Origin of the sequence: Rothia sp. HMSC061C12, from assembly GCF_001815755.1 — a bacterium.
Taxonomy (GTDB): Bacteria; Actinomycetota; Actinomycetes; order Actinomycetales; family Micrococcaceae; genus Rothia; species Rothia mucilaginosa.
In genome coordinates this window covers 1-23,558 of sequence record NZ_KV821831.1, presented here as the reverse complement: position 1 = coordinate 23,558, position 23,558 = coordinate 1, and the positions used below count along the sequence as shown (strand labels likewise).

The window sequence follows — 23,558 nt, the reverse complement described above, 5'->3', positions numbered from 1 at the left end:
GGGAAGTGGCACTTTTTTATGCGGGATCGGAACCCCGAACCCCGCCCCGACTATGAGTATCTACGGATTTTCACGAATGTCTTCTGAGAACACCGCGGCTCCCCAGAGCCCCAAGGCAGAAGCCAAGGGCGCACTGGACCGTTACTTCAAGATCACTGAGCGAGGCTCCACCATCGCCGCAGAATTCCGCGGCGGCCTCGCCACCTTCTTCGCGATGAGCTACATCGTCGTGCTGAACCCCCTCATCATCGGCCTCGGCAAGGACGCATCCGGCAACGCCCTCGGCGTACCGCAGGTCGCAGCAATGACCGCACTGGTCGCAGGCGTCATGACCATCCTCATGGGCGTCGTCGCCAAGCAGCCCTTCGCCATGGCGGCAGGCCTCGGCGTGAACGCGCTGCTGGCAACCACCATCGCCTCCACCCCCGGACTGACCTGGCCCGCCATCATGGGCCTCGTCGTCTGGGCTGGTGTGCTGATGACCATCCTCGTGCTGACCGGCTTCCGCACCGCAGTGTTCAACGCGGTTCCCGAATCGCTCAAGGTTGCAATCGTCGTCGGTATCGGCTTCTTCATCGCCTTCATCGGCCTCGTCAACGCGGGTATCATCCGCCGCATGCCCGACGCAGCAGGCACCACCGTGCCCGTCTCCTTCGGCGTCAGCGGCCACCTGCTCGGCTGGCCCACCCTCGTCTTCATCTTCGGCCTGTTCCTCACCATTGCGCTGTTCATCCGCAACGTGAAGGGTGCCATCCTCTACGGCGTGCTCGCCTCCACCGCCCTCTCCATCATCCTGGAGAAGGTCGTACCCTCCGGCAGCTCGGTTAAGTCCCCCACCGGCTGGTCCCTGAACGTCCCCGTCTGGGACTCCAACACCAGCAAGCTGCCCGACTTCTCCCTGTTCGGCTCCGCTGACCTGTTTGGCGCCTTCGGCACCCTCGGCGGCATGGCTGCAGTTCTGCTGATCTTCACCATCCTCATCTCCGCGTTCTTCGACGCAATGGGCACCTCCGTCGGCCTCGCAACCGAAGCAGGCACCATCAAGGACGGCCAGATCGAGAACGTCGACAAGGTCCTGCTCGTGGACGCTCTCGGCTCCGTAGCCGGCGGTGGCACCTCCTCCTCCGCAAGCCAGATCTTCGTGGAGTCCGCAACCGGTATCGGCGCGGGCGCACGCACCGGCTTCGCGAACGTCGTCACCGGCGCACTGTTCCTCGTCGCGATCTTCCTGTCCCCGCTGGTCACCATCGTGCCCTTCGAAGCTGTTGCACCCGCAATGGTGTTCGTTGGCTTCCTGATGATCCGCCAGGCAGTGAACATCGACTGGAACGACTGGGGTCTGGGTATCCCCGCGTTCATGACCATCATCTTCATGCCCCTGTCCTACTCCATCGCGGACGGTATCGGCGCAGGCTTCCTGTCCTACGTCTTCATCCGCCTGGTGCAGGGTCGCGGCAAGGACGTGCACTGGCTCATGTACGTGGTTTCCGCAGTGTTCCTCATCTTCTTCGCTAACGGCCTGATTACCGGCTGGATGCACTAAATACATCGGGTGCCGAACCCTCCACACGTGGAGGCGCAGGCACCAGCTGGGCGGGGTATCGGCACCTTTGGAGTGCCGGTACCCCGCCCTGCGCTATTCTTCCCTCTACCCCAACTACCCAATTCTGGTTGCAGGGGCCGGGGAAACACCACATCACCGACTGAACCGCCGCACACAACGCGTTTCAATGGCACAAGTTAGGAGGCGGCGCCTACAATGGTTGAACCATTGTGGCGCCCAACCCGAGACTTACCCGCGAGCCTAGCCCGTGAAATTTACCTGCGAGCTTTACCTGCGAAACCGGCGGCGCAACAGTACACACCGAACAACATCAACGGATCCTCACATGTCTGAACCCCAGAAGGCGGCAGCGCCCACCAGCGCACTCGACCGCTACTTCAAGATTTCCGAACGCGGCTCCTCCATCGCCGCAGAATTCCGCGGCGGCCTCGCCGCATTCTTCGCCATGAGCTACATCGTGGTGCTGAACCCCCTCGTCATCGGTACCGGTGCTGACGCCTCCGAACGCACTCTCGGTATCGCACCCGTCGCGGCTGTGACCGCGCTGGTTGCTGGCGTGATGACCATCCTCATGGGCGTTATCGCCAAGCAGCCCTTCGCCATGGCGGCTGGCCTGGGCGTGAACGCGCTGCTCGCCTCCACCATTGCCACCACCCCGAACCTGACCTGGGCAGACATCATGGGCCTGGTCGTTCTTGCCGGTCTAATCATGACCGTTCTGGTGCTCACCGGCTTCCGTACCGCGGTGTTTGAGGCGGTCCCTGAGTCGCTCAAGACCGCGATTGTGGTCGGTATCGGCTTCTTCATTTCCTTTATCGGTCTGGTCGACTCCGGCATTATCCGCCGCATGCCTGACGCAGCTGGCACCACCGTTCCGGTGAGCCTCGGCGCGGGCGGTCACCTGCTCGGCTGGCCCACCCTCGTCTTCCTCTTCGGCTTGTTCTTCACCATCGCCCTGTTCATCCGTAACGTGAAGGGTGCGATCCTGTGGGGCGTGCTCGCCTCCACCGCGCTGTCCCTGATTCTGGAGGCGGTTGTCCCCTCCGGTTCCGTGAAGGAGGCGGCGACCGGCTGGTCCCTGAACGTGCCTTCCCTGGCGGACATGGAGTTCACCACCCCGAACTTCTCCCTCATCGGTTCCGCTGACCTGTTCGGCGCGTTCACCCACATCGGTCCGCTGGCCGCATCGCTGCTGGTGTTCACCATTCTGCTGTCCGTGTTCTTTGACGCGATGGGCGTTTCGGTTGGCCTTGCCGCCGAGGCTGGCACCATGAAGGACGGCAAGGTTGAGGACATCGACAAGGTCCTGCTCGTGGACGCTTTCGGTTCCGTTGTCGGTGGTGGCGCGTCCGGTTCGGCGAACCAGATTTTCGTGGAATCCGCTACCGGTATTGGTGCGGGTGCACGCACCGGCTTTGCGAACATTGTGACCGGTGTGCTGTTCCTGCTGGCGATTTTCATTTCGCCGCTGGTCACCATCGTTCCCTTCGAGGCGGTTGCTCCGGCGCTGGTCGTGGTCGGCTTCCTGATGATTCGCCAGGCCGTGAATATTGACTGGACCGATTGGGGTCTGGGTATTCCGGCGTTCTTGACCATTATTTTCATGCCGCTGTCGTACTCGATTGCGAACGGTATTGGTGCCGGCTTCGTGGCGTACACTTTCATTCGCCTGGTGCAGGGCCGCGGTAAGGACGTGCACTGGCTGATGTACCTGGTGTCCGCGGTGTTCGTGATCTACTTCGGTATGGGCATCATTAACGGCTGGACTAGCTAAGTCCGCTAGCCCCGATAGTTAGCCTCATTGAGAGGCGTCAACAAAGAATGGCAGAATCGTTCCGGTTTCGGAATGATTCTGCCATTTCTTTATCTGCCCACCCGCACTCAGCATGTACGAGAGGCAGGGAAAGTGACGAGACTTAGCGGACGTCTCCATCCACGTAGAACCAGGCGCCGCCCACCTTCTCAAAGCGCGACAGCTCATGCATACTGCCCTTCACCCGCTCCTCCGCAGGAACACCCGGCACCGAACGGTAATACGCAACGAACTCCACCGTACCGGACGCATCAAACGGGCCACCCGAAGCACCCAGAATATCCAGGCGATACCAGCAGATATTATCCTCCAACTCCAGCGTCGCCGGGCGAGTACTCGGATGCCAGCTCGCCAGCAAGTACGCCGCATCCCCTGTCGCAAACGCGGTAAAACGCGAGCGCATCAGCTGCTCCGGCGCGGGAGCAGTCAGCGTGCCGGAGGCGGCAAACTCGCCCAGGAACCTGCCGCAGCAGGCGCCGTACACCTCGCCGCTCGAGCAGGGGCAGCGGTCATCATGGTTAAGTTCAACCTGGTTCAGTTCAGTCATGCCACCCAGTATAAAGAACGTGCCACGTCAAGAAGGCATCGCATCAAGAAAGCACAGCGCAAAGAAACGCCCGCTCCGCCGGGGATACAAATCCTCCAGCAGAACGGGCGTTCTTGTTTTCAATCGTTAAGTTTGAGCGAACCTACACGGTGCGCTTCAGCGGCAACGCTTATTCAGCGATTGCGCGAGCCGGGGTGTCAGCAGCCGAAGGCTTGCCCACGTATGCGCCGCGGTACTTAGCAGCCGGGTGGCTGTCAGCAACCTTGGTGTGGCCCTTACCGAAGATGTTCTCACGCAGGGTGTTGCCCTCGTACTCGGTGCGGTAGCGGCCGCGCTTCTGCAGCTCGGGAACAACGTACTCGATGAAGTCCTCGAAGGAACCCGGGGAGACGTGGTACGCCAGGTTGATGCCGTCCAGGCCGCCCTCGTCGATCCAACGCTCCAGCTCGTCAGCAACCTGAACCGGGTCACCAACAATGACCTCGCCCATACCGCCGAGGGTGGTGTGCTCAGCGATGTCCTTGCGGGTCCACTTCTTGTCCTTCGCCTGCAGGGTGAAGGGGGTCAGGAAGGACTGAATCGACTCGGTCTGCACGTAGTTCAGGACCTCATCCTCGTCGAACTGGGACAGGTCAACACCGGACCATCCGCCGACAATAGCCTGTGCAGAGTCGAGGTTCACGTACTTCTTGTACTCCTCGTACTTTGCCTTTGCCTTCTCCTCGGTCTCATCCACGATGACGGAGAGCATTGCGAGGATCTTGACGTCGTCGCGGCTACGGCCCTGCTCCTCGGCAGCGGCACGGATACGGTCGGTCACAACGCGGGTCAGGTCGGGACGCAGGGCGCTGATGAACACAGCCTCAGCGTGCTTACCGGAGAACTGCTGGCCACGGCTGGATGCGCCAGCCTGGAAAATCACGGGGGTGCGCTGCGGGCTCGGCTCAGTCAGGGAGATGCCGGGTACGGAGAAGTACTTGCCCTTGTGACCAATCGGGTGGACCTTGGAGGGGTCAGCGTAGATGCCGCGCTCGCGGTCCTTGATGACTGCGCCGTCTTCCCAGGAGCCTTCCCACAGCTTGTAGCAGACGTCCAGGAACTCGTCGGCGATTTCGTAGCGCTCGTCGTGCGGAATCTGGGTGGGCAGGCCCTGGTTCTCAGCAGCCGAAGGCAGGTAAGAGGTCACAACGTTGAAGCCGACGCGGCCCTCGGTGAGGTGGTCGAGGGAGGCGTAGCGGCGAGCCAGAGTGTAGGGCTGCTCGAAAGTAGCGGCAGCAGTCACGCCGAAGCCGAGGTGCTCGGTCACTGCAGCCATTGCAGAAATCTGGGTTGCGGGATCGTTCACGGGAACCTGAGCGGCACCCTCAATGGCGGGAGCGGCAGAGTTCTTGTACACGTCGTAGATGCCGACCACGTCAGCGATGAACACGGCGTCAAACAGGCCGCGCTCAAGGGTCTTAGCCAGGTCAGTCCAGTACTTGATGGTGTTGTACTCGGTTGCGCGGGAGCGCGGGTGACGCCAGAGGTCGAAGCTCTGGTGACCAATGCAGGTCATTTCGAATGCGTTAACTACGATGCGCTTCTTCTGCTCAGCCATCGATTTTCCTTTCGCGAATGATCGGGGACGATCGGGTTAGTGCCCTGCACCCCGCGCGCCGCCTCCTTCTTGCCTTCTGCGTTCGGTGGTGGCCTTCGTGCAGGTGGCGCGTTCGCGCCGTACTTGCCTCGTAACGTTGAGGCCAGATCATCATCTGGGGCACCCCGCTACGGGAGAGGGTTGCCGCCCGGCTAGCCAGAGCTTAGCGCCGGGACTCATGATCTCGTGGTTTGAGTGTACGGGGCGCACGGGAGGGAGGTCACGTTTGTGACGAAAAAATCTTTTTGTGACGTGGAACCGAAATATTTCGTGATAAATGCGAAATATACGGTCATAGAAATTCATACGCGCCCGCCGGGTTGATTGAGGCACGCCACAGCCCATAGGGTGGGAGAAGCAAACCATCCAGAGCGACTGAGAGACCTGGCTCCACGACGTCGCAGCAACCGGCACGGATTCTTCCGCCCCCGGTGCTAACGCCAGGAACGATGGAAGTGACATGACACTCAACAGTGCAGTAACTGACGTACCCACCAGTGAAAAGAACGGCCGCCGTGCCGTATCCACCGCCGCCGTCCCCTTGAGCTTTGAAGGCGTCGGACAATCTTTCCCCGTGCCCGGCGGAACCCACGAAGTTCTTCGCGGAGTCTCCTTCACCGCAGCCCCCGGCGAGATTATCTCCGTCATCGGCTCCTCCGGATGCGGCAAATCCACTCTCCTGCGTGCAGCAGCAGGCCTGAACCGCATCACCGCAGGTACCGTGCGTATCGGCGAGAAGGCAGTGACCGGCCTCGACCCCCGCGTAGCTATCGGCTTTCAGGAACCGCGCCTGCTCCCCTGGCGCACCGTCGCCGACAACGTGGCTCTCGGACTACCGCAGGGCACCAAAAAATCTGAAGGCGCAGCATCCGTAGCGCGCCTGCTCGACCTGGTCGGCCTGGGCGAATACGCAACCCACCGTCCCAAGGAAATTTCAGGCGGTATGGCTCAGCGCGTGTCCCTGGCGCGAGCGCTCGCACGCAACCCCGGCGTGCTACTGCTCGACGAGCCCTTCGGTGCTCTGGACGCGCTGACCCGCATCAACATGCAGGATTTGCTGTTGGACGTGCACCGTCAAGACCCGACCACGATTCTGCTGGTCACCCACGATGTGGAAGAGGCGCTGTACCTCTCTGACCGGGTGATTGTCCTCGGTAAGGACACCCCGGAGGCGCCCGCCACCATCCAGCGCATTGTGACCGTTGACCGTTCTCACCCGCGTGACCGCGCCGATGCAGAGATCACGGCGCTGCGCAGCGAACTGCTGGCTGAGCTCGGCGTGGAAGATAACGCCTAAAGCCGCCACGCAACACATTTCTCACACATCACATCATCATCTTCAGAAGCGAAAAGATTTCATCATGACTTACTCCCCGTCTCGCCGTACCGCCCTCAAGTCCCTTGCCGCAGCCGCCGCTTTTGCTACTCTGCTCAGCGCCTGCGCTGGCGAAGGTTCCGGTTCCGCTAACGCCTCCGGTGCTGCCGGTGGTGGCAATCAGAACACCGTGACCATTGACTACGCGACCTACAACCCGCTGTCCCTGATTATCCGCAAGAAGGGTTGGCTTGAGACCGCCCTTGCCGCGGAGGGTAAGAAGGTTGAGTGGGTCAAGTCGGCTGGTTCGAACAAGGCGAATGAGGCGCTGCGTAGCGGCAATATTGATGTTGGCTCGACCGCCGGTTCGGCGGCACTGCTGGCACGCGCTAATGGCTCCCCCATCAAGGTCATTAGCCTCTACTCGCAGCCGGAATGGTCGGCTCTGGTGACCCGCAAGGATTCGGGCATCACCAAGGTTGCGGATCTGAAGGGTAAGACCGTTGCCGTGACCAAGGGTACCGACCCGTACTTCCTGCTGCTGCAGGCACTCAAGCAGGAGGGTATTTCCGCTTCGGATCTGACCATTCAGAACCTGCAGCACGCCGACGGCCGCACCGCCCTGGATAACGGTCAGGTCAACGCGTGGAGCGGCCTGGACCCGATCATGGCTGCCGCCGAGGTGGAAAGCGGCGACGTGCTCTTCTACCGCAACCTGAACTTCAACACCTACGGTTTCCTGAACGCGACCGAGAAGTTCATTCAGTCCAACCCGACCGCCGCACAGGCCATCGTGGACGTGTACGAGTACGCTCGCGCCTGGGCTAAGAAGAACCCCGAAGAGGCTGTGAAGATTGTCGAGGAGGAGTCCGGCATTAAGCACGAGACCGCCCAGGTCGTCATGGAGCGCACCCACCTGGATATCGACCCGGTTCCGGGCGCTAAGCAGGTTGAGGTTCTCAAGGGCGTCGGCCCGATCCTGGTGGAGTCCGGCGACGTTCCCTCCCAGTCCGACGTGGACAAGGCCCTGAACAGCATCGTGGACGACCAGTTCGCGAAGAAGGCTGACAGCGCCGCAGTCGAGAAGATTGCCAAGGCGGTGGAGAAGTAATGACCGCCGCAACGATTACCGCCGCCTCCAGCGCTCACGCTGAGCGTGCCGAGAAGCGTGCCTCTTCCGTGAAGTTGCCGTCGAACCCGTTCGCCGGTAAGCAGTACCTGGGCCTGATTCTTCCCCTGGCGCTGATTGCGCTCTGGTATATTCTGAGCACCAACGGCGTGTTCACGCAGGTCCAGCTGCCCTCCCCCGACCGTGTGGTGGGCGCCGGTATCGAGCTGGCGCAGCGCGGTGAGCTGGCCAAGCACGTCGCGATTTCGACCCAGCGCGTGCTGATTGGCTTCGGCATCGGCGCGGTACTCGGCCTGGTGCTGGGATCGCTGATTGGCTTGTCGGCCCCGGTGCGCGTGTTCGTCGCCCCGACCATCGGCGCTCTGCGCGCAGTCCCCTCACTCGCGTGGGTCCCGCTGCTTCTGCTGTGGATTGGCATCGGCGAGAACTCGAAGGTGACCCTCGTGGCCATCGGCGCGTTCTTCCCCGTGTACACCACGGTTTCCGCAGCCCTCGCCCACGTGGACCCCAAGCTCGTGGAGATGGCCCGCGCCTTCGGCCTGAAGGGTCTGCGCCTGTTCACCACGGTTCAGCTTCCCGCGGTTCTGCCGTCGGTTGTTTCGGGTCTGCGTCTGGCGCTGGCTCAGGCGTGGCTGTTCCTGGTCGCCGCTGAGTTGCTGGGTGCGTCCATGGGTCTGGGTTACCTGCTGACCGACTCGCAGAACAACGGCCGCACCGACCGCCTGCTGCTGGCTATTGTGGCGCTGGCGGTGCTCGGTAAGATTACCGACGCGCTGGTGGGTGTTTTCGAGCGCTGGGTGAAGGCGAAGTACCCCAGCAACTAATAGAGAAGGCTCGGCGTTCATGCTGAGTTTTAGGAGAGATGTCCGCCGCGTGGTTGCTCCCGACAGTGAGCAAATCATCGCTACGCGCCGGAGAAAGAAGTCGGCGGGGAAACCTGTCGCCTACTGAATGATGATGATGTGCCCCGCCCCGCGCCCCACAGCAGTGAGCGCGGGGCGGGGTCTTTAAATATGTCGTTATATTACGAACCGATACACAGCACACCGAATATGACGGTTCCCTTTGCGTCCACCCCCTCGGGCGCGCTTTACTAAGAAGGCAAACCATCCAGAGCGACCGAGAGACCTGGCTCCGTGACGTCGCAGCAACCCCCTCGCCAACGCACACACAGACCCCACGGTCACACAGACAGCGGCACGGCGAGCAAGGGTGCTAATGCCAGCAACCGATGGGAGAATAATGGGACTGCCCACCCCCTACTCGTTCACCGACCCGCTGAACCCCACCCCGAACCCCGCCCTCGAATCTGACGAGGCGCGCGTCGCGTTCTGGGAGAAGCAGGCGCAGCGACTCACCTGGGCTGAGCCCTGGCACACCGCGCACCGCTTCGAGAAGCCGAAGTCCCTCGGCTTCGATGAGGAAGGCATCGAACAGTTCACGATCCCCGAAATTAAGTGGTTCGAGGGCGGCAAGCTGAACGTCGCCTACAACTGCGTAGACCGCCACGTGGAGGCGGGCCGCGGCGACAAGGTAGCCCTCTACTTTGAAGGTGAACCCGGCGACCGTGAAGCCATCACCTACGCCGAACTGCAGCGCCGCATCGCGAAGGCTGCGAACGGACTGCTGTCCCTGGGCGTGCGCAAGGGTGACCGTGTGGTCATCTACCTGCCCGTCATCCCCGAAACCATTATTTTCACTCTCGCCTGCGCGCGTATTGGCGCGATCCATTCCCTCGTCTTCGGTGGTTTCTCCGCTGAGGCGCTGAAGTTCCGTGTGGAAGACACCGGCGCGAAGGTTCTCATCACCACCGACGGTCAGAACCGCCGCGGCAAGGTCGTTCCCGTGAAGGTGAACGCCGACGAAGCATGCTCCGGTGAGAACAACATTGAGCACGTTATCGTGGTGGACCGCACCAGCGCCTCCGACCCGGTAGCGCACGCCGCTGTGCCGTGGACTGAGGGCCGCGACGTCTGGTACCACGACCTGGTTGACGACCAGCCGGACACCCACGCCTACGAACTGCATGACGCAGAGGATCCGCTGTTCATTATTTACACCTCCGGTACGACCGGTAAGCCCAAGGGTCTGGTGCACACCATGGCTGGATACCTGGTGCAGACCGCGTACACCCACGCGCTGCTCTACGATCTGCTGCCGGATTACGTGGACGAGAACGGCGTGCTGCGCCCCGACGAGCTGTCGGCGGTCAACGACCCGGAAAAGGTTGAGTCCACCGTTCACTGGTGCACCGCCGACCTGGCGTGGGTTACCGCGCACACCTACGAAATTTACGGCCCGCTGGTCAACGGTGCGTCCGAGGTGATTTACGAGGGCACCCCGAACACCCCGCACTACGGCCGCCACTTTGAGGTTATCGAACGCTACGGCGTGACCAACTACTACACCGCCCCGACCCTGATTCGTTCCCTCATGGGTGCGTTCCCGAACGGCCCGGAGCCCGGCAAGTACGATTTCTCGACCGTGCGCCTGCTCGGCTCGGTGGGTGAATCCATTAACCCGGAGGCGTGGCGCTGGCTGCGCGAGCACGTGGGCGGCGGCACCGCGGCGTTCATCGACACCTGGTGGCAGTCCGAGACCGGTTCGACCGTATGCTCCCCGCGCCCGCACGACCCGGCATTCGCACCCGAGGGCACCTACCCGGAGGGCACCCCGCACTGCACTCCCCTGCCCGGTTGCGCTACCCGCGCCGTTCCCGGCGTGTCCACCCGCGTGGTGGATGAGCACGGCGACCCGGTCGAACCCGGCAAGCAGGGCTTCATCGTGGTCGATAAGATTGGCCCCTCGATGGCTCGTACCGTGTGGCAGAACCCGCAGCGTTTCCTGGATTCCTATTGGCGTCACTACGGCGAGCGCGGCTGGTTCCTCGCTGGCGACGGCGCGAAGGAAGACGAAGAGGGTAACGTGTACATCCTCGGCCGTATTGATGACGTGATTAACATTTCGGGTCACCGCCTGTCCACGATTGAGATTGAGTCGGCTCTGGTGACTCACCCGGCTGTGGTTGAGGCTGGTGTCTGCCCCGTGGAGGATGAGCTGACCGGTCACCAGGCGGTCGCCTACGTGACGCTCACCGATGAGGGTAAGGACCTGACTGAGGATGAGCTGAAGGCGGCGCTGACCGCGCACGTGCGTGAGCACATTGGCCCGATTGCTAAGCCGAAGGACGTTGTGGCGGTTGCCGATATCCCGAAGACCCGTTCGGGTAAGATTACTCGCCGTCTGCTCGGTGAGCTGTACCAGGGCCGTTCTTTGGGCGATGTTTCTTCGCTGCAGAATGAGGAGGCGCTGGGCCACATTGCGCAGGTGCTGGTGGATACCGGCCGCGTGAGCGAGGCAGTCTAGGCTCTGTTGCTGGGCTGAGCACTGTGCCGAGCTGCACGCTGAGCTGGAAGCTGCATAGAGTAAAGGTGCGGATACCGAATGATGATTCGGTATCCGCACCTTTTGTTATACCGTTTTATTGAGCTGACAAGTCTCTTTATCGGCGGTGTGTAGACCGGTTAGATTCCGACCAGTCAGCCTACTTGATCAGGCCCAGCGAACGAGCGTGTTCGGCGGTAATACCGCTCGGCTCAATGTGCTCGGGGCCCTTGTCCTTCTCGGGGTGCTCGGTCGCCTGGAAGCGGATCATCTTCACATCGTTTGCGGCACCCAGGTTCGTAATCATGCCGTCACCGTTGAGGTCCACGGACACCGGCTCGGTGTCGATTTTGCCGTTGCCGTTGAAGTCAATCGGCTGGTTGGCGGGCTTGCCCTTGTACAGGAAGCCAGCCGCGCGGGGACCGAAGCCACGCGCCTCGTACAGCTTCGCCTCGTTGAGCATGCGGTATTCGGCGGTGGAGTAGCCGAAGTAGCGGCTACCGTCAGCCATGGGCACGCCGGTGAGGGTGTACTGGTAGTTCATGACGCTGTAGTAGTTGGGCTTGTAGTTGATTTCGTCCCAGCCGCCGTGGCTCAGTGCGAGGTTGTGGCCGAGCTCGTGCACGAACACTGCCACGCGGATGTTGCTGCTTGCCTCGCCCCAGAAGGTCGGGCCGACGGTGACCATAAAGTTACGACCGCCAAAGTTAGCGATACCGGAGGAGTAGCTGTTGTCGTAGTAGTCGCCCCAGATCATGTAGTGGAAGGTGCCTTCGCGGGCGGGGTTGAACTTACCTTCGGTTGCCTTGATTCGGTGGAGCGCCTTGAATTCGCTGTCGAGTGCCTGGTAGCTGATTTCGTTGCCGCCGCCGAGGTTGTACTTGGCGCTGCGGGCGTCACCGGCGTCCAGGTGGATGTTCACGCCGTGGGTGCCGTCGGGGTTGCGCAGGGGCAGGTCGGCGTAAATCTTGGTGATGCGGTCCAGCTCGTCTTCGCTGGGCAGCAGGCCTGCCATGTAGTCCATCTCAACGAAGATGTCCTTGTGGTTGGGGTCTGCGCCCAGTGCGGGGAAGTCGACATCGATTTTGCCGTCGCCGTCGGCGTCATAGCCCTTCATTTCCCAGGTATTGGGGATGCCGTCGCCGTCAATATCGGGGCTGTAGGCGTTTGCCGCGGGGGCTGCGATGGTGCCCAGGCAGAGCACTGCGAGGGAGGCAAGCGTGACGCGTGCGCTCTTCAGAAATGCCATGTTGTGTTCCTTAGTGTGTGGTGACCGGTGGTGTTTCGGTGGAGCTTGCCGGGAGGACGTTCTCCACGGTTTCCATGATGCTCCCGTTTCACGCGCTAGGTGAGCTGGGTGCCGTAATGTTCATACATTGAGGTAATAGTTGAGATAATTTTGAAGATGAGCTGAATTACATTAGAGTATCAGTAATTCAAATCACACGCATCACCACATTCTTAATGACAAGAGAGATCCCATGACTTCTTCCCCTAATACCGCGCGCAACCTGAACCGCCGCTCCCTCGTCAAGGGTGCCGTCTGGAGCGCCCCCGTTATCGCAACCGCCGCAGCGGTACCCGCCTACGCGGCATCCACCGACGCGCAGGAGACCCCGACCATGAGGTTCGGTGTCTTCACTCAGGCGTTCAACTCGAACCCCTCCAACGACTTTAATACCCGCTACGGCCTGGACTCCTACACTGTGCAGGTACCCAACATCACCGCAACCTCCACCACCCCGCAGAGCCGCGGCGGCGGCACTTTCACCCCCGGCGGTAGCGTCGGTGCAGGCCTGTACGGTGGTGCGGGCCTGTGGATTTCTGCACCCATCAACTCCAAGGGCGAGTTCCAGGGTAGCTCCTGGCTGTACCCTCAGGCGCACCTGCAGGTGACCTTCGAGTTCACTTTCCCCACCGCCGCGGATGTCACCGACCCGCTGCTGTGGGACACCGAGAACGACGTTGAGATCCCGGCACTCGCCAAGAGTGCGGGCGGCGCAAAGACCAACAACCCCGCCGTGGCGGCGTTCAACGGCATCGCATACACTGCGAAGTTCTACGAGCCGACCATCGAGGACAACGTCTGGACCGGCGTACTGGACATCCGCACCTCCGACTACCTGGAAGCCACCGCGAAGGACGGCGTGAGCTACGCGCAGGTTCTGGCTTCGCTGGTTCCGGTGTACTTCACCGAGGTGACCTCCAGCTACACCCTGACCACCACCGCTCAGATCACCAGCGGTAACGTCGCAATGCAGCTGACCGAGGGTGGCGAGTACACCTTCCAGGACCTGGCTGGTTTGCGCGCTTCGGCAACCATCAGCCGCTAACGCCACAGCAAGCAGAGAGGGGCCCGGCATCCATACTGGATGCCGGGCCCCTCTGCTTTAGGACTCAGCCTACCGGCTGCCGCCGAGGTAAATTGTCGCAAAAAGTAGTTCCCAAAAAAAGAGAACTGTATTACAATGTATATATAGTCTTTAGGAACGAGGTACCAACTATGGAAAACCTAGTAATTTCAGTCTTTAACACCGAAAGCGAAGCTTATCAGTCCTTTGCGGATTTGAAGGCTTTCCGCCAAACTCAGACGACCAAGGTTGCTCAAATCGCCCTGGTCAAAAATGAAAACGGTCATATCGTTGAAAAAGAACGCTATGATTTTGAAGATTCAACGACGGATGCAACCCTAAAAGGTGGCTTGCTCGGTGCAGTTATCGGGCTTTTGGGTGGTCCTATCGGCGTCTTGTTTGGTTATGGTATGGGTAGCCTCTATGGTTTGGCTGCTGGTGCTACCGTTGATACGGCAGAAGCTGGCCTGATTGACGTTGTTTCTCAGAAATTGACTAACGGTGAAACAGCCGTTGTTGCCTTGGTGCAAGAAGACAACGAAGCAGTCATCGATGCTTACTTCACCAAGTACGACACCCAAATCATGCGTTGGGATGTAGCAACCGTCGTAGCCGAAATCGAAGCAGCTCTGCAAGTCCAAGAAGACCTCTACAACCAGGCGCGTGCACAGATGAAGGCTGAACGTAAAGCCGAACGCAAGGCTAAGCGTGAAGAATTCAAGGCGAATGTCAAAGCAAAGTTTGACAAATTGGAAGCGTAAGCACCCAAGCATCTCATAAAAAATAGGCTATCTACTTCTGGTAGATAGCCTATTTTTTTTAAAAACTAGATTTTAGAAAGAGGAAGTGAGGATTTTGGCTCAAGATCTTGAACAAATCAAGGAAGACAATGGCAAAAATACCAAACTCAAGGTGGGGATTTTAGCCATCTCTCTTTCTCCAGGTGAATGTTGATGCCGGTGGTGCCGTTCGGGTTGCGGAGGGGAAGCTGGGCGAAGGATTCGGTGATGCGGTCCAGCTCTTCTTCGCTGGCGAGCAGGCCGGGCATGTAATCCATCTCCACGAAGATGTCCTTCTACAGCGGGTTATTGCGCTCTCACGAGGTTTCAACACCTCAGGGCAACAATAACCCGCTTCATCATACACAGAGTGCATCTAGTTTGTCCCGGTATTTGCACCGCATCTCAGGTTATGCACCGCTTATGCCGTAAAAGCGCTCTGATAAGCCTTCTATTTAGTGTTTTCTGACTCAGGCTCTGCCTCAGCGTTCTGCGCGGCAGCCTTCGCCTCGGAGGTCTTCTTGGAGGCATAGAACAGGCACACGACCGCGCCCACCGCCGCGGCAACCAGGGGCAGCATCATGGAATCAGCCATTGCCGCCGCGTAGGGTTCACGCAGGACCTGCGGAAGCACGCCTCCAGCAGCGCTGCCGTGAGAGCTACCGCCCGCTGCGGCAGCCGGACCCAACGCGGACAGGTGCGAGGTAATCGCAGAAGCCATAATCGTCGTAATCGCAGCCGAACCCAGCACCGACGCCATCTGGCGGGTCTCGTTGTACACGCCCGAACCGGCACCGGCACGCTGCGGCGGCAGGTTACGGGTCGCAGACACCGACAGCGGACCCCAAATGCAGGAGTTCGCCGCGCCCAGAATAATCATCGGACCAACCATCAGCCACAGGTTGCCGTCCGCAACCATCGTCGGGCGGAGCAGAGCAAAACCAACAACCATCAGCGTAAAGCCAATCACGGCAATCCACTTCGGGTCGTTACGGTTCAGACGCGCACCCACCACCGGCGCCAACGCGCCCGAGAACAACGCCATCGGGGCGGTCATCAGCGCAGCCTGGGTCGGGTCCAGGCCCTCCACCTGCTGCAGGTACAGGGTCAGCGGGAATGCCATGCTGATAGCGACCACGCCCATTGCCGCGATGGCCACATTCGACACGGAGAAGTTACGGTCGCTGAACAGGCTCAGCGGAACCAGCGGCTCACGCGGGTTAATAGCCTGCCAACCAATGAACAGACCCAGCACCAGAATGCCGGCAATAATCAGACCCCACACGCTCACCGCAATACCGGTGCCCAGGAACGAATCGGTCATGGTGCCCCAGTCGTAGGTGGCACCTTCCTGAATACCGAAAACTAGCAGGAACAGACCGACCGCCGAAAGCACCACGCCCAACCAGTCGAAGCTGTGCTTCTTCTGCTCGAACACCGGCACGTTACGCCACGCCAAGAACAGGCCGACCAGGCCAACCGGAATGTTGATGAAGAAGATCCAGCCCCAGCCGAGGGTATCCACCAGCACGCCGCCCAGAATCGGGCCGACCAGCGAGGCGACACCCGCAGTCGCACCCCAAATGCTCATGGCGACACCGCGCGCATTCGGCGGGAACATCAGCGTAATCAGAGACATGGTCTGCGGGGTCATCAGCGACGCGCCCAGGCCCTGCACCACGCGGGCGGTAATCAGCGACTCAACATTCGGCGACAGACCACACCACAGGGAGGCAAGCGTAAAAATAGCCATACCGATCATGTACAGGTTCTTCTGACCGAAGCGGTCACCCATACGGCCGGTAATGAGCAGCGGCACCGCATACGCCAGCAGGTAGGCGCTCGTCACCCACATGCCCGCCGACAGCGACGCATCCAAATCCTGCAGCATGTGCGGCAGGGCGATGGTGACAATATTGCCGTCCACCAGAATCATGAAGAAGCCAACAACCAGGGACCAGAGAGCAGGCCAGGGCTTGTACGGTGCCTTCGCCGGGTTACCGACGAGAGGCGCTTTCTTGGGGCGGGAACTCATGATCCTCCAGTGGATGAGCGTTGCGGGTACAGTCTGCGTGTTCAGCGTTGCCGCTAATAAATATCACCCCATCTTACTCCCCTTGTGGGCACGGCTCCGGTTGCTCTACCCTAATTCAGCTGTTCACGACGCGTGCGCGAGGCAACCAGGCAACAGGCGCCCTGATGCCACCCCGAAGCACTCTGAACCCACTAGACTGAAGCTATAAAGCTAATCCGGGCGCCGCAACCGGCGCTCACCCCCATCAAACCACCCTCAACGAGACGACCACGGGAGGACCCATGGGTTTCTTTGATTTCTTCACCGACCGCACCCCGGCAGAACCCGCCGAAATCCGCCTCGTCGCTTTCGTCAGCGGCAAAGTGCAGGGCGTGGGCTTCCGCTGGTGGTGCGCCGGAACCGCCAAGCCCATGGGGCTGACCGGCTACGCCGAAAACCTCGACGACGGGCGCGTGAAAGTCGTTGCGGAAGGTACCGCCGTCTCCTGCGCTCGCCTGGTAGATATTCTGCGCGGCGGCGACACCGCGGGCCGCGTGGATGAGGTGCTCGTCGAGTGGGAGGAGCCGTCCGGCTCGTTCCGCGGCTTCGGCATCAGGTAGCGCGGACTAAAGTAGCGCGGTTTAGCTAGCCCAGAGCTAGTCAGACCAGAGCGCCGCGAACTGGGCGCGGGTCATATCGGCGCGGCGCACCCGATGCTGCACCGGGTGGCCGTTCTCGTCGGGGCGGCGGGAGCTCGGGTCAATATCGTCGTAGATGCCGGTGAAACCCGCCTTAACCGCCACCCGTTCCGAGGGCTCGTTACCCGCCAGGGCGGTCCAGCGCACACTCTCAAGCCCCAAGCCAAGCGGGTCGAAAGCGTAGCCGAGGACGGCACGCAGCGCCTCGGTCATGTAGCCCTTGCCGCGCACTTTCGGGGCGGCATAATAGCCCAGTTCGGCGCGGGTTCCGGGGCTTTCGGGGGTGCCCTCGGGCAGGCGCAGTTCAATGGTCCCGGCAAACACGCCGGAGGCGTCAATCGCCCAGCGTTGAATCTGCCCGGCGGCAATCTGGCGGGCGGTGGTGAGCAGGTAGTCTTCGGCGTCGGCGCGCGTGTAGTTCAACGGGAGGCGGGTGTAGCGGAGGGTTTCTTCGTCGCGGCAGGATTCCACGATGTCGGGGATGTCCGCCTCGCACAGGTGGCGGAGGGTGAGGCGCTCGGTAATGAGTTCGGGCTGGTTGGGCTCTACGTGTTCGCTGTGCTCAGAAAAGTCGCTGTGTTCGGGGGTCATGATTCGAGCTTAAACCCTCAGGTTTGTACGCCGGAAAAGCTTTTGTGAGCATCCCAGGATACTCGGTGATGCAAATCATAGTTAAACCTTCGGGTTTTAATCCAACATCACTTGATTATTATGAATTATTCATAATAAAATAGTTATCGAGCCCGCCCACTGGGCAGTAAGAATAAGCGCCGCGCAACGAATCCGCGCGGCACAAAGCAGAAAGAAGAACACTATGGCAGTTCTGACCATCGGCGACCAGTTCCCCGCATACGAGCTCACCGGCGTTGTCCCCGGTAAGCTGGCTGACATCGAAGCAACCAAGCCCGAAGACTACTTCACCACCGTCTCCTCCGAGGGTCTGGACGAAGACACCTGGCGCGTCGTCTTCTTCTGGCCGAAGGACTTCACCTTCGTTTGCCCCACCGAGATTGCAGCATTCGGCAAGCTCGCTGACGAGTTCGAGGCACGCGACACCCAGGTGATTGGTGTTTCCGTTGACAACGAGTACACCCACTACGCATGGCGCCGCTCCCACGAAGAGCTCCTGGACCTGCCCATCGTCATGGCATCCGACCTCAAGCGTGAGCTGGTTAGCGCACTGGGCATCCTGAACAAGGACGGCGTTGCAGACCGCGCAACCTTCATCATCGACCCCCACAACACCATCCAGTCGGTCTCCATTACCGCTGACTCCGTCGGCCGTAACACCGACGAGGTGCTCCGCCAGCTGGACGCACTGCAGTCCGACGAGCTGTGCGCATGCAACTGGAAGAAGGGTGCAGAGACCATCGACGCATTCAAGGAGATGAAGTAATCCATGAGCATCGATAACCTGCGTTCGGCTCTGCCTTCCTACGCGAAGGACATGAACCTCAACCTGTCCTCCCTGCCCCGCATCACCTCCCTGTCCGAGCAGCAGCTCTGGGGCGCAATCCTCGCAACCGCAGCAGCAACCAAGGTTGACTCTGTTGTTGTTGAGATTGCTGCAGAGGCTAAGGAGCACCTGAGCGACACCGCTTACGAGGCTGCTCTGGGTGCTGCATCCATCATGGGCATGAACAACATCTTCTACCGCACCCGTGGCTTCCTGAACGGTGCATACGATGACCAGCGCGCAAACCTGCGTATGCAGATCATCGGTAAGAACGGTGGCATTGAGAAGCTGGACTTCGAGATGTTCGCTCTGGCAGTGTCCGCAGTCAACGGCTGCTCCCACTGCGTTGAGGCTCACGAGCACACCCTGCGTGAAGAGGGCGCAACCAAGGAGCAGGTCAACGACCTGATCCGTATTGCTGCAACCCTCGGTGGCGTGGCACAGGGCATTCAGCTGGCTGAGGCACTGGGCTAAACCACTAAACGTTAGAGCTTACACAGAAGCGGCGCATCCTTCCCTTTTCCGGGTCGGATGCGCCGCTTCCTTTATGCGCACATCAAGCCCTGCAGTAGCTAAAAACGCGTTGGACGGCTTTCCTAGCTCCCTCGATTTGGCGCTATACAATGCCTGTATGCGGTACTGTATTTTGGACTCCACCAGCCCTCTTCCCAGCGTAGAAGAACTTACTGAGCTTTACGATTCTGTGGGCTGGAGCGCCTATACCAAAACGCCCGAACGTCTCATCCCGATGTTGGAAGGGTCGCGGTATCTATACACCGCACGAGAGGCAACCACGGACGGAACGGGACGACTCGTCGGGCTAGTCCGCGCCGTCGGGGACGGACAATCTATCGCCTACATTCAGGACCTCCTAGTGCATCCACACGCCCAGCGTCAGGGCGTTGGCTCTGCGCTTCTAAAGCGTGTCATTGATGACTTTGACCGAGAAGACATTCGACAGCGACTCATTACTACCGACGTCGCTAGTGAACACGCCGTTGCGCTCTACAAATGCTACGGTTACGCCCCCGTAGAGGTAGCAGGATGCATCACCCTTGCATGCTATCGATGAGGCAATATCTCATACGGCTCGACTCGTTCAAACTGGCTGAGGCACTGGACTAAACCCACTCAGCGTTAGAGCACACACAGAAGCGGCGCATCCACCCCATCACGGGTCGGATGCGCCGCTTTGTTTTAACTACTTTTGGCTGTCCGCAGCGCCAATGCGCAGGGCTGCATCCCAGCTACTCGCCAGGCGCGTCGCCGCGGCCACCAGAGCCACCAGATCCTCGGCGTACACCGGGGTCGAGCGCACGCCCGCACACCAGTCAATCGTGCCCAAACCCAGCCAGGGCTTACCGGGGAAGAACTCGCGCCGCAGCGCCACGCGGCGCTTACCCAGGGCGCGGCGACCGGGCACGTACCCGCCGCGGCTGATGAACAGCGTCTCGCGGCCCTCGAACTCCACCAGCGCCTCCAGGGCCCTCAGCGCAGGAACCCAGCTCGGCTCCCCCACGCTCGCCAGGTCGGCCAGTTCGGGATACTCGCTCTCGTGCTCCGCCACGCTCACGCCCAGGATGTACTGGTAGCGCACCTGCCCGAGCTCCTGCGGCAGGCCGCGGTCAGCGGTCTGAATCGTGCCGCACAGGTGCCGAACGACCGGCTCACCTTCGGCGTTCACGCCGGTCAGGGGCTCGCCGTCCCGGTAGATTGCGGGGCCGTCCAGATAGAGCCCCACCGCGCCGGTACCCGTAATGTTGGGGCGCACCGACCAGCCGGGAAGCGCCTCCTCCAGACGGGGTACGATTCCCTGCAGGACCCCGAAAACTTCGTCGCGAGATACCGCCACAGCGGCTCCTTTCACCTTACGCAGATTTCGTCTAGTCCCAGCTTAGCGAGCGTTCCGGCTACGCGAAGGCAACCACACCATGAGCGCCGACAGCGCCGTGCCGGCAAACATCATGACCGCCATGGACTCCACCGCATTCAGGGGGCTCAACGCCAACAGTAGCGAAGAAATGATGCCGTTACCGTACTGGAAAGAACCCAGCGCAAAAACAATCATGACAGAACATTGGGGGTGGAGATTCACTCATTCTACGCCCATCTTTTAGCGCGTCCACAAGCTTCTTGGTTCCGTCTCAGAGCTCGTCATGAGCACCTTTCAAATAGGAGCAGGAGCGGCGGCGGGTCTACAATGAATCGGTGCCATATCAGGTGCGAGCACAGGCTGACAGAGCCGGATGCGGTGATAACGTCGTCACCCGACCCCCCCCCGTTGCGCGCTCCTCCCCTTGTCGGCACCCCACAGCACACATTACGCACGCAGGAGAGCCCATGCACGAGTTCTTTGACCCCGACCAGGTATTCCGCATCGTCGACATTGCCGCCGTTGTCGCCAACGGCCTGCTCGGCGGTGCCGTGGCGCGCGCCTTCCGATTCGACATCGTGGGCTTCCTGCTGCTCGCGGTCGCCTGCGGCATGGGCGGCGGTATGATCCGTGACATCCTGCTGAATTCGGGTCTGCCCGTGGCGCTCACCGACGGCGGCTACTGGGTGGGCGCTATCGGCTCCTCGATTCTGGCGTACAGCATCGATTTGAGTGCCCGCTGGGCGACCCGAACCATGCTCATCATTGACTTCATCGGCATGGGCGCGTGGGCGGCAACCGGCACCATTAAGTCCCTGAACCTGGGTCTGCACTGGCTGCCCGCTATCGCGCTGGGTGTGACCACCGCGGTCGGTGGCGGCGTTATTCGTGACATCATGGTCAACCGTATTCCGGCAATCTTTGGTGGTAACTCTCTGTACGCTACCGTGGCGTTTGTGGGTGCCGCCGAGACCGCCCTCGTGACGGGCCTATTCCACCGCCCGAACCTGGCGATGGGTCTGTCCATTCTGCTGTGTTTGGTGCTGGGTGTGCTCTCCCATATGAAGAATTGGCAGCTGCCGACCACTCCGGCTGAGCTTCGTGTGCCTCGCCCGCGCCTCTTCAATTTTGGTAAGCAGGAGGACCGCACCGTCGCTAATGAGGGCTGGTCGCCCGGTGAGCCGCTCACTGAGCAGCTTGAGGTTATTAACGCTGAGCAGCTGGAGGAGTACCGCCGCTCTAAGGGGCTTTCGGAATAAAAGCCAATATATGCTGAATATAGAATATGGGCTGGTTTCCGCTGGTCAGATGCTTATCTGACGGCAGAAAACAGCCCATATTTACTATATGCAGTACGGCTAAATCGTGTACTCGGTGCTGTCGTACACGGTCAGGAACTTGCGGATGCGCTCATCATCCGAGGCGAAGAAGCCGTTCGGCTCACCGTTATAGCGCAGGGTACCGTTCTCCAGGAACACGATACGGTCCGCAACCTTCTTCGCAAACGCCATATTGTGCGTCACGATGACCAGGGAGCGGCCCTCCTTCGCCAGCTGCATGAGCACGCGGATGACCTCCGCCTCCAGCTCGGGGTCCAGGGCGCTCGTCGGCTCATCAAAGAGCAGGTAAGAGGGCTCCAGCGCCAGGGCGCGGGCAATCGCCACACGCTGCTGCTGACCACCCGAAAGGGCATCCGGGTAGGAATCCACCTTATCGGCAAGACCCACCTTCGCCAGCAGCTCGCGGGCACGCTCCTGCGCCTGCTGAGCACTCAGAGTGCCGTTCAGGGTCGGGGCGAGCGCCACGTTCTTCAGCGCCGTATAGTTTGGGAACAGGTTGAACTGCTGGAACACCATCGCCGAGCGGGAGCGAATATCACGCACCTGCGCGTCGGTGAGCTTCTGACTGTAATCCACCTGCGCGTCATCAATGGTGAGCGTGCCGGACTGCGGGGTTTCCAGCAGGTTCAGGCAGCGCAGCAGGGTCGACTTGCCGCTACCGGAGGGGCCCAGAATCACCGTGGTCTCACCGTCGGGGATGTCCAGGCTGATGTTCTTGAGCACCTGCGTCTCGCCGAAGCTCTTCGACAGGGAATCAACGCTAAGCATTGTTGCTCCTCACGTAACGGTTGCTGTACTTCTCCAGGGCCGACTGCGCGGCGGTCAGCAGAGTGAAAATCACCAGGTAAATAATGGCGACTTCGGAGTACATTGCCAGCGGCTCGAAGGTACGCGACGCGATCTGCTTACCGGTCTGGAACAGGTCAACCATCGAAATAACCGACACCAGCGAGGTGCCCTTAATCAGGTCGATGAAGTTGTTGCCCAGGTTCGGCAGAGCAATGCGCACCGCCTGCGGAATAACCACGTGGCGCAGGGTCTGCATGCGGGTGAAGTTCAGGGTTGCCGCCGCCTCAAACTGGCCGCGCGGAATAGCCGCCACCGCGGAACGGAAGGTTTCCGCCACGTACGCGCCGGTGTGCAGGCTCATCGTGATGATCGCGGCACTCCACACGTCCAGGGCGATACCAACCTTCGGCAAGCCGTAGAAGACGATGAACAGCTGCACCAGCAGCGGGGTGCCACGGAAAACCCAGATATACAGCCACGCCAGCCAGTTCACCGGGGCGAAGCGGCTCGTGCGCGCGCCGGCGGAGATGATGCCCACCAGCAGCGCTAGCGCGAAGGAGATGAGCGATAGCGGAATGGTCACTGCCACCGTCGAGGTCAGCAGCTGCGGCAGTGATTCTGCCCAGAGGTTGAGGTAGCGTTCCATGCGCGGAACTCAGCTCCTTATGAGAGTGTTAGTTCTTCGGGGAGAGGTCTTCGCCCACGTACTTCTCGTAAATCGCCTTGATGTCACCGTTCTCCAGGTGCTTCTTCAGCGACTCATCGATAGCGTTACGCAGGGCATCCTGACCCTTAGGCAGCAGGATGGAGGAGTTGCTACCGGTGCCCAGGTCACCGGAGAGCAGGCGCAGGTTGGCGTCCGGGTGCTCC

General features: G+C 60.7%; 22 protein-coding genes, 2 pseudogenes and 2 riboswitches. Of the genes and pseudogenes, 13 read left to right on the top strand and 11 right to left on the bottom strand.

From position 1 onward, the window contains the following. Window positions 1-76: 76 nt before the first annotated feature. Both HMPREF3055_RS00115 and HMPREF3055_RS00110 read left to right on the top strand, forming a co-directional pair. A complete protein-coding gene (locus HMPREF3055_RS00115) occupies window positions 77-1,543 on the top strand; it encodes an NCS2 family permease (RefSeq protein WP_070737225.1) in 1,467 nt (488 codons plus the stop codon). Window positions 1,544-1,889: 346 nt separating this feature from the next. Next, on the top strand, window positions 1,890-3,338 hold the full coding sequence (locus HMPREF3055_RS00110) for an NCS2 family permease (RefSeq protein WP_070737222.1): 1,449 nt from the start codon (window positions 1,890-1,892) through the stop codon (window positions 3,336-3,338). A gap of 142 nt (window positions 3,339-3,480) precedes the next feature. On the opposite strand, the gene HMPREF3055_RS00105 is transcribed toward HMPREF3055_RS00110, so the two are convergent. Continuing rightward, window positions 3,481-3,924, bottom strand: coding sequence for a YchJ family protein (locus tag HMPREF3055_RS00105; RefSeq protein ID WP_070666917.1), 444 nt, complete (start codon window positions 3,922-3,924; stop codon window positions 3,481-3,483). A gap of 169 nt (window positions 3,925-4,093) precedes the next feature. Next, on the bottom strand, window positions 4,094-5,521 hold the full coding sequence (locus HMPREF3055_RS00100; RefSeq protein WP_070634277.1) for an LLM class flavin-dependent oxidoreductase: 1,428 nt from the start codon (window positions 5,519-5,521) through the stop codon (window positions 4,094-4,096). 114 nt (window positions 5,522-5,635) lie between these two features. Further along, a riboswitch (SAM riboswitch) is annotated at window positions 5,636-5,744 on the bottom strand. A gap of 175 nt (window positions 5,745-5,919) precedes the next feature. After that, window positions 5,920-6,016: riboswitch (SAM riboswitch) on the top strand. Between the two features lie 4 nt (window positions 6,017-6,020). Between HMPREF3055_RS00100 and HMPREF3055_RS00095 the strand changes: the two genes are divergently transcribed. The 4 genes from HMPREF3055_RS00095 to HMPREF3055_RS00080 all read left to right on the top strand — a co-directional run bounded on the left by HMPREF3055_RS00095 (window position 6,021) and on the right by HMPREF3055_RS00080 (window position 11,370). Next, on the top strand, window positions 6,021-6,857 hold the full coding sequence (locus HMPREF3055_RS00095) for an ABC transporter ATP-binding protein (RefSeq protein ID WP_012904246.1): 837 nt from the start codon (window positions 6,021-6,023) through the stop codon (window positions 6,855-6,857). Window positions 6,858-6,921: 64 nt separating this feature from the next. Further along, window positions 6,922-7,986 (top strand): aliphatic sulfonate ABC transporter substrate-binding protein, encoded by a 1,065-nt coding sequence (locus HMPREF3055_RS00090; protein WP_070615489.1) that lies wholly within the window; start codon window positions 6,922-6,924, stop codon window positions 7,984-7,986. Continuing rightward, on the top strand, window positions 7,986-8,828 hold the full coding sequence (locus tag HMPREF3055_RS00085; RefSeq protein ID WP_070615486.1) for an ABC transporter permease: 843 nt from the start codon (window positions 7,986-7,988) through the stop codon (window positions 8,826-8,828). The genes HMPREF3055_RS00090 and HMPREF3055_RS00085 overlap by 1 nt, the downstream gene beginning before the upstream one ends. Before the next feature lie 418 nt (window positions 8,829-9,246). After that, window positions 9,247-11,370 carry an AMP-binding protein gene (locus tag HMPREF3055_RS00080; RefSeq protein WP_070737219.1) on the top strand — a complete coding sequence of 708 codons (2,124 nt, stop codon included), beginning with the start codon at window positions 9,247-9,249 and terminating at the stop codon, window positions 11,368-11,370. 178 nt (window positions 11,371-11,548) lie between these two features. On the opposite strand, the gene HMPREF3055_RS00075 is transcribed toward HMPREF3055_RS00080, so the two are convergent. Further along, the gene (locus tag HMPREF3055_RS00075; protein ID WP_070737216.1) at window positions 11,549-12,637 is read right to left on the bottom strand and encodes a C4-dicarboxylate ABC transporter substrate-binding protein; all 1,089 of its coding nucleotides are present in this window, start codon (window positions 12,635-12,637) and stop codon (window positions 11,549-11,551) included. Window positions 12,638-12,869: 232 nt separating this feature from the next. Between HMPREF3055_RS00075 and HMPREF3055_RS00070 the strand changes: the two genes are divergently transcribed. Both HMPREF3055_RS00070 and HMPREF3055_RS00065 read left to right on the top strand, forming a co-directional pair. Further along, window positions 12,870-13,721, top strand: a complete 852-nt coding sequence (locus tag HMPREF3055_RS00070) for a transcriptional initiation protein Tat (RefSeq protein ID WP_070737213.1) — start codon at window positions 12,870-12,872, stop codon at window positions 13,719-13,721. A gap of 170 nt (window positions 13,722-13,891) precedes the next feature. Further along, window positions 13,892-14,500, top strand: coding sequence for a DUF1269 domain-containing protein (locus HMPREF3055_RS00065; protein WP_049350464.1), 609 nt, complete (start codon window positions 13,892-13,894; stop codon window positions 14,498-14,500). 176 nt (window positions 14,501-14,676) lie between these two features. Here the strand turns inward: HMPREF3055_RS00065 and HMPREF3055_RS00060 are convergent. Together HMPREF3055_RS00060 and HMPREF3055_RS00055 are read right to left on the bottom strand one after the other, a co-directional pair. Then, window positions 14,677-14,814, bottom strand: a pseudogene (locus tag HMPREF3055_RS00060) (C4-dicarboxylate ABC transporter substrate-binding protein); the annotation flags it as partial. A 155-nt stretch (window positions 14,815-14,969) separates the two neighbouring features. Continuing rightward, window positions 14,970-16,553 carry a DHA2 family efflux MFS transporter permease subunit gene (locus HMPREF3055_RS00055; RefSeq protein WP_070737211.1) on the bottom strand — a complete coding sequence of 528 codons (1,584 nt, stop codon included), beginning with the start codon at window positions 16,551-16,553 and terminating at the stop codon, window positions 14,970-14,972. Window positions 16,554-16,834: 281 nt separating this feature from the next. On the opposite strand from HMPREF3055_RS00055, the gene HMPREF3055_RS00050 reads away from it, so the two are divergent. Continuing rightward, on the top strand, window positions 16,835-17,152 hold the full coding sequence (locus tag HMPREF3055_RS00050; protein ID WP_049334014.1) for an acylphosphatase: 318 nt from the start codon (window positions 16,835-16,837) through the stop codon (window positions 17,150-17,152). Between the two features lie 36 nt (window positions 17,153-17,188). Here HMPREF3055_RS00050 and HMPREF3055_RS00045 read toward each other — a convergent pair whose 3' ends face one another. After that, a complete protein-coding gene (locus HMPREF3055_RS00045; protein ID WP_070737208.1) occupies window positions 17,189-17,821 on the bottom strand; it encodes a GNAT family N-acetyltransferase in 633 nt (210 codons plus the stop codon). A 223-nt stretch (window positions 17,822-18,044) separates the two neighbouring features. On the opposite strand from HMPREF3055_RS00045, the gene HMPREF3055_RS00040 reads away from it, so the two are divergent. From HMPREF3055_RS00040 to HMPREF3055_RS09525, 3 genes are all read left to right on the top strand, one after another. Beyond that, a complete protein-coding gene (locus HMPREF3055_RS00040; protein WP_070689975.1) occupies window positions 18,045-18,626 on the top strand; it encodes a peroxiredoxin in 582 nt (193 codons plus the stop codon). Window positions 18,627-18,629: 3 nt separating this feature from the next. After that, window positions 18,630-19,160 (top strand): alkylhydroperoxidase, AhpD family, encoded by a 531-nt coding sequence (locus tag HMPREF3055_RS00035; RefSeq protein WP_049327399.1) that lies wholly within the window; start codon window positions 18,630-18,632, stop codon window positions 19,158-19,160. A gap of 73 nt (window positions 19,161-19,233) precedes the next feature. After that, a complete protein-coding gene (locus HMPREF3055_RS09525; protein WP_371326322.1) occupies window positions 19,234-19,758 on the top strand; it encodes a GNAT family N-acetyltransferase in 525 nt (174 codons plus the stop codon). Window positions 19,759-19,887: 129 nt separating this feature from the next. Here HMPREF3055_RS09525 and HMPREF3055_RS00025 read toward each other — a convergent pair whose 3' ends face one another. Together HMPREF3055_RS00025 and HMPREF3055_RS09255 are read right to left on the bottom strand one after the other, a co-directional pair. Then, entirely contained in the window at window positions 19,888-20,538 is a 651-nt protein-coding gene (locus tag HMPREF3055_RS00025; protein WP_070593076.1) for an L-alanine-DL-glutamate epimerase, read from the bottom strand. A 42-nt stretch (window positions 20,539-20,580) separates the two neighbouring features. After that, window positions 20,581-20,754: a hypothetical protein gene (locus tag HMPREF3055_RS09255; RefSeq protein WP_168162422.1), complete on the bottom strand. Its 174-nt coding sequence runs from the start codon at window positions 20,752-20,754 to the stop codon at window positions 20,581-20,583. Between the two features lie 272 nt (window positions 20,755-21,026). Here HMPREF3055_RS09255 and HMPREF3055_RS00020 point away from each other — a divergent pair, with 272 nt between their 5' ends. After that, window positions 21,027-21,818, top strand: coding sequence for a trimeric intracellular cation channel family protein (locus HMPREF3055_RS00020; RefSeq protein WP_070737205.1), 792 nt, complete (start codon window positions 21,027-21,029; stop codon window positions 21,816-21,818). Between the two features lie 99 nt (window positions 21,819-21,917). On the opposite strand, the gene HMPREF3055_RS00015 is transcribed toward HMPREF3055_RS00020, so the two are convergent. The 3 genes and pseudogenes from HMPREF3055_RS00015 to HMPREF3055_RS00005 all read right to left on the bottom strand — a co-directional run. Further along, a complete protein-coding gene (locus HMPREF3055_RS00015; RefSeq protein WP_070505786.1) occupies window positions 21,918-22,667 on the bottom strand; it encodes an amino acid ABC transporter ATP-binding protein in 750 nt (249 codons plus the stop codon). Then, the gene (locus tag HMPREF3055_RS00010; protein WP_049346553.1) at window positions 22,660-23,334 is read right to left on the bottom strand and encodes an amino acid ABC transporter permease; all 675 of its coding nucleotides are present in this window, start codon (window positions 23,332-23,334) and stop codon (window positions 22,660-22,662) included. The genes HMPREF3055_RS00015 and HMPREF3055_RS00010 overlap by 8 nt, the downstream gene beginning before the upstream one ends. Window positions 23,335-23,362: 28 nt before the next feature. Continuing rightward, window positions 23,363-23,558 (bottom strand): annotated as a pseudogene (locus HMPREF3055_RS00005) (amino acid ABC transporter substrate-binding protein); the annotation flags it as partial.

Bases quoted from the DNA above. Each gene is read 5' to 3' on its own strand.
- HMPREF3055_RS00115 (WP_070737225.1), top strand. From the start codon at position 77: ATGTCTTCTGAGAACACCGCGGCTCCCCAGAGCCCCAAGGCAGAAGCC.
- HMPREF3055_RS00110 (WP_070737222.1), top strand. From the start codon at position 1,890: ATGTCTGAACCCCAGAAGGCGGCAGCGCCCACCAGCGCACTCGACCGC.
- HMPREF3055_RS00105 (WP_070666917.1), bottom strand. From the start codon at position 3,924: ATGACTGAACTGAACCAGGTTGAACTTAACCATGATGACCGCTGCCCC.
- HMPREF3055_RS00100 (WP_070634277.1), bottom strand. From the start codon at position 5,521: ATGGCTGAGCAGAAGAAGCGCATCGTAGTTAACGCATTCGAAATGACC.
- HMPREF3055_RS00095 (WP_012904246.1), top strand. From the start codon at position 6,021: ATGACACTCAACAGTGCAGTAACTGACGTACCCACCAGTGAAAAGAAC.
- HMPREF3055_RS00090 (WP_070615489.1), top strand. From the start codon at position 6,922: ATGACTTACTCCCCGTCTCGCCGTACCGCCCTCAAGTCCCTTGCCGCA.
- HMPREF3055_RS00085 (WP_070615486.1), top strand. From the start codon at position 7,986: ATGACCGCCGCAACGATTACCGCCGCCTCCAGCGCTCACGCTGAGCGT.
- HMPREF3055_RS00080 (WP_070737219.1), top strand. From the start codon at position 9,247: ATGGGACTGCCCACCCCCTACTCGTTCACCGACCCGCTGAACCCCACC.
- HMPREF3055_RS00075 (WP_070737216.1), bottom strand. From the start codon at position 12,637: ATGGCATTTCTGAAGAGCGCACGCGTCACGCTTGCCTCCCTCGCAGTG.
- HMPREF3055_RS00070 (WP_070737213.1), top strand. From the start codon at position 12,870: ATGACTTCTTCCCCTAATACCGCGCGCAACCTGAACCGCCGCTCCCTC.
- HMPREF3055_RS00065 (WP_049350464.1), top strand. From the start codon at position 13,892: ATGGAAAACCTAGTAATTTCAGTCTTTAACACCGAAAGCGAAGCTTAT.
- HMPREF3055_RS00055 (WP_070737211.1), bottom strand. From the start codon at position 16,553: ATGAGTTCCCGCCCCAAGAAAGCGCCTCTCGTCGGTAACCCGGCGAAG.
- HMPREF3055_RS00050 (WP_049334014.1), top strand. From the start codon at position 16,835: ATGGGTTTCTTTGATTTCTTCACCGACCGCACCCCGGCAGAACCCGCC.
- HMPREF3055_RS00045 (WP_070737208.1), bottom strand. From the start codon at position 17,821: ATGACCCCCGAACACAGCGACTTTTCTGAGCACAGCGAACACGTAGAG.
- HMPREF3055_RS00040 (WP_070689975.1), top strand. From the start codon at position 18,045: ATGGCAGTTCTGACCATCGGCGACCAGTTCCCCGCATACGAGCTCACC.
- HMPREF3055_RS00035 (WP_049327399.1), top strand. From the start codon at position 18,630: ATGAGCATCGATAACCTGCGTTCGGCTCTGCCTTCCTACGCGAAGGAC.
- HMPREF3055_RS09525 (WP_371326322.1), top strand. From the start codon at position 19,234: ATGCGCACATCAAGCCCTGCAGTAGCTAAAAACGCGTTGGACGGCTTT.
- HMPREF3055_RS09255 (WP_168162422.1), bottom strand. From the start codon at position 20,754: ATGATTGTTTTTGCGCTGGGTTCTTTCCAGTACGGTAACGGCATCATT.
- HMPREF3055_RS00020 (WP_070737205.1), top strand. From the start codon at position 21,027: ATGCACGAGTTCTTTGACCCCGACCAGGTATTCCGCATCGTCGACATT.
- HMPREF3055_RS00015 (WP_070505786.1), bottom strand. From the start codon at position 22,667: ATGCTTAGCGTTGATTCCCTGTCGAAGAGCTTCGGCGAGACGCAGGTG.
- HMPREF3055_RS00010 (WP_049346553.1), bottom strand. From the start codon at position 23,334: ATGGAACGCTACCTCAACCTCTGGGCAGAATCACTGCCGCAGCTGCTG.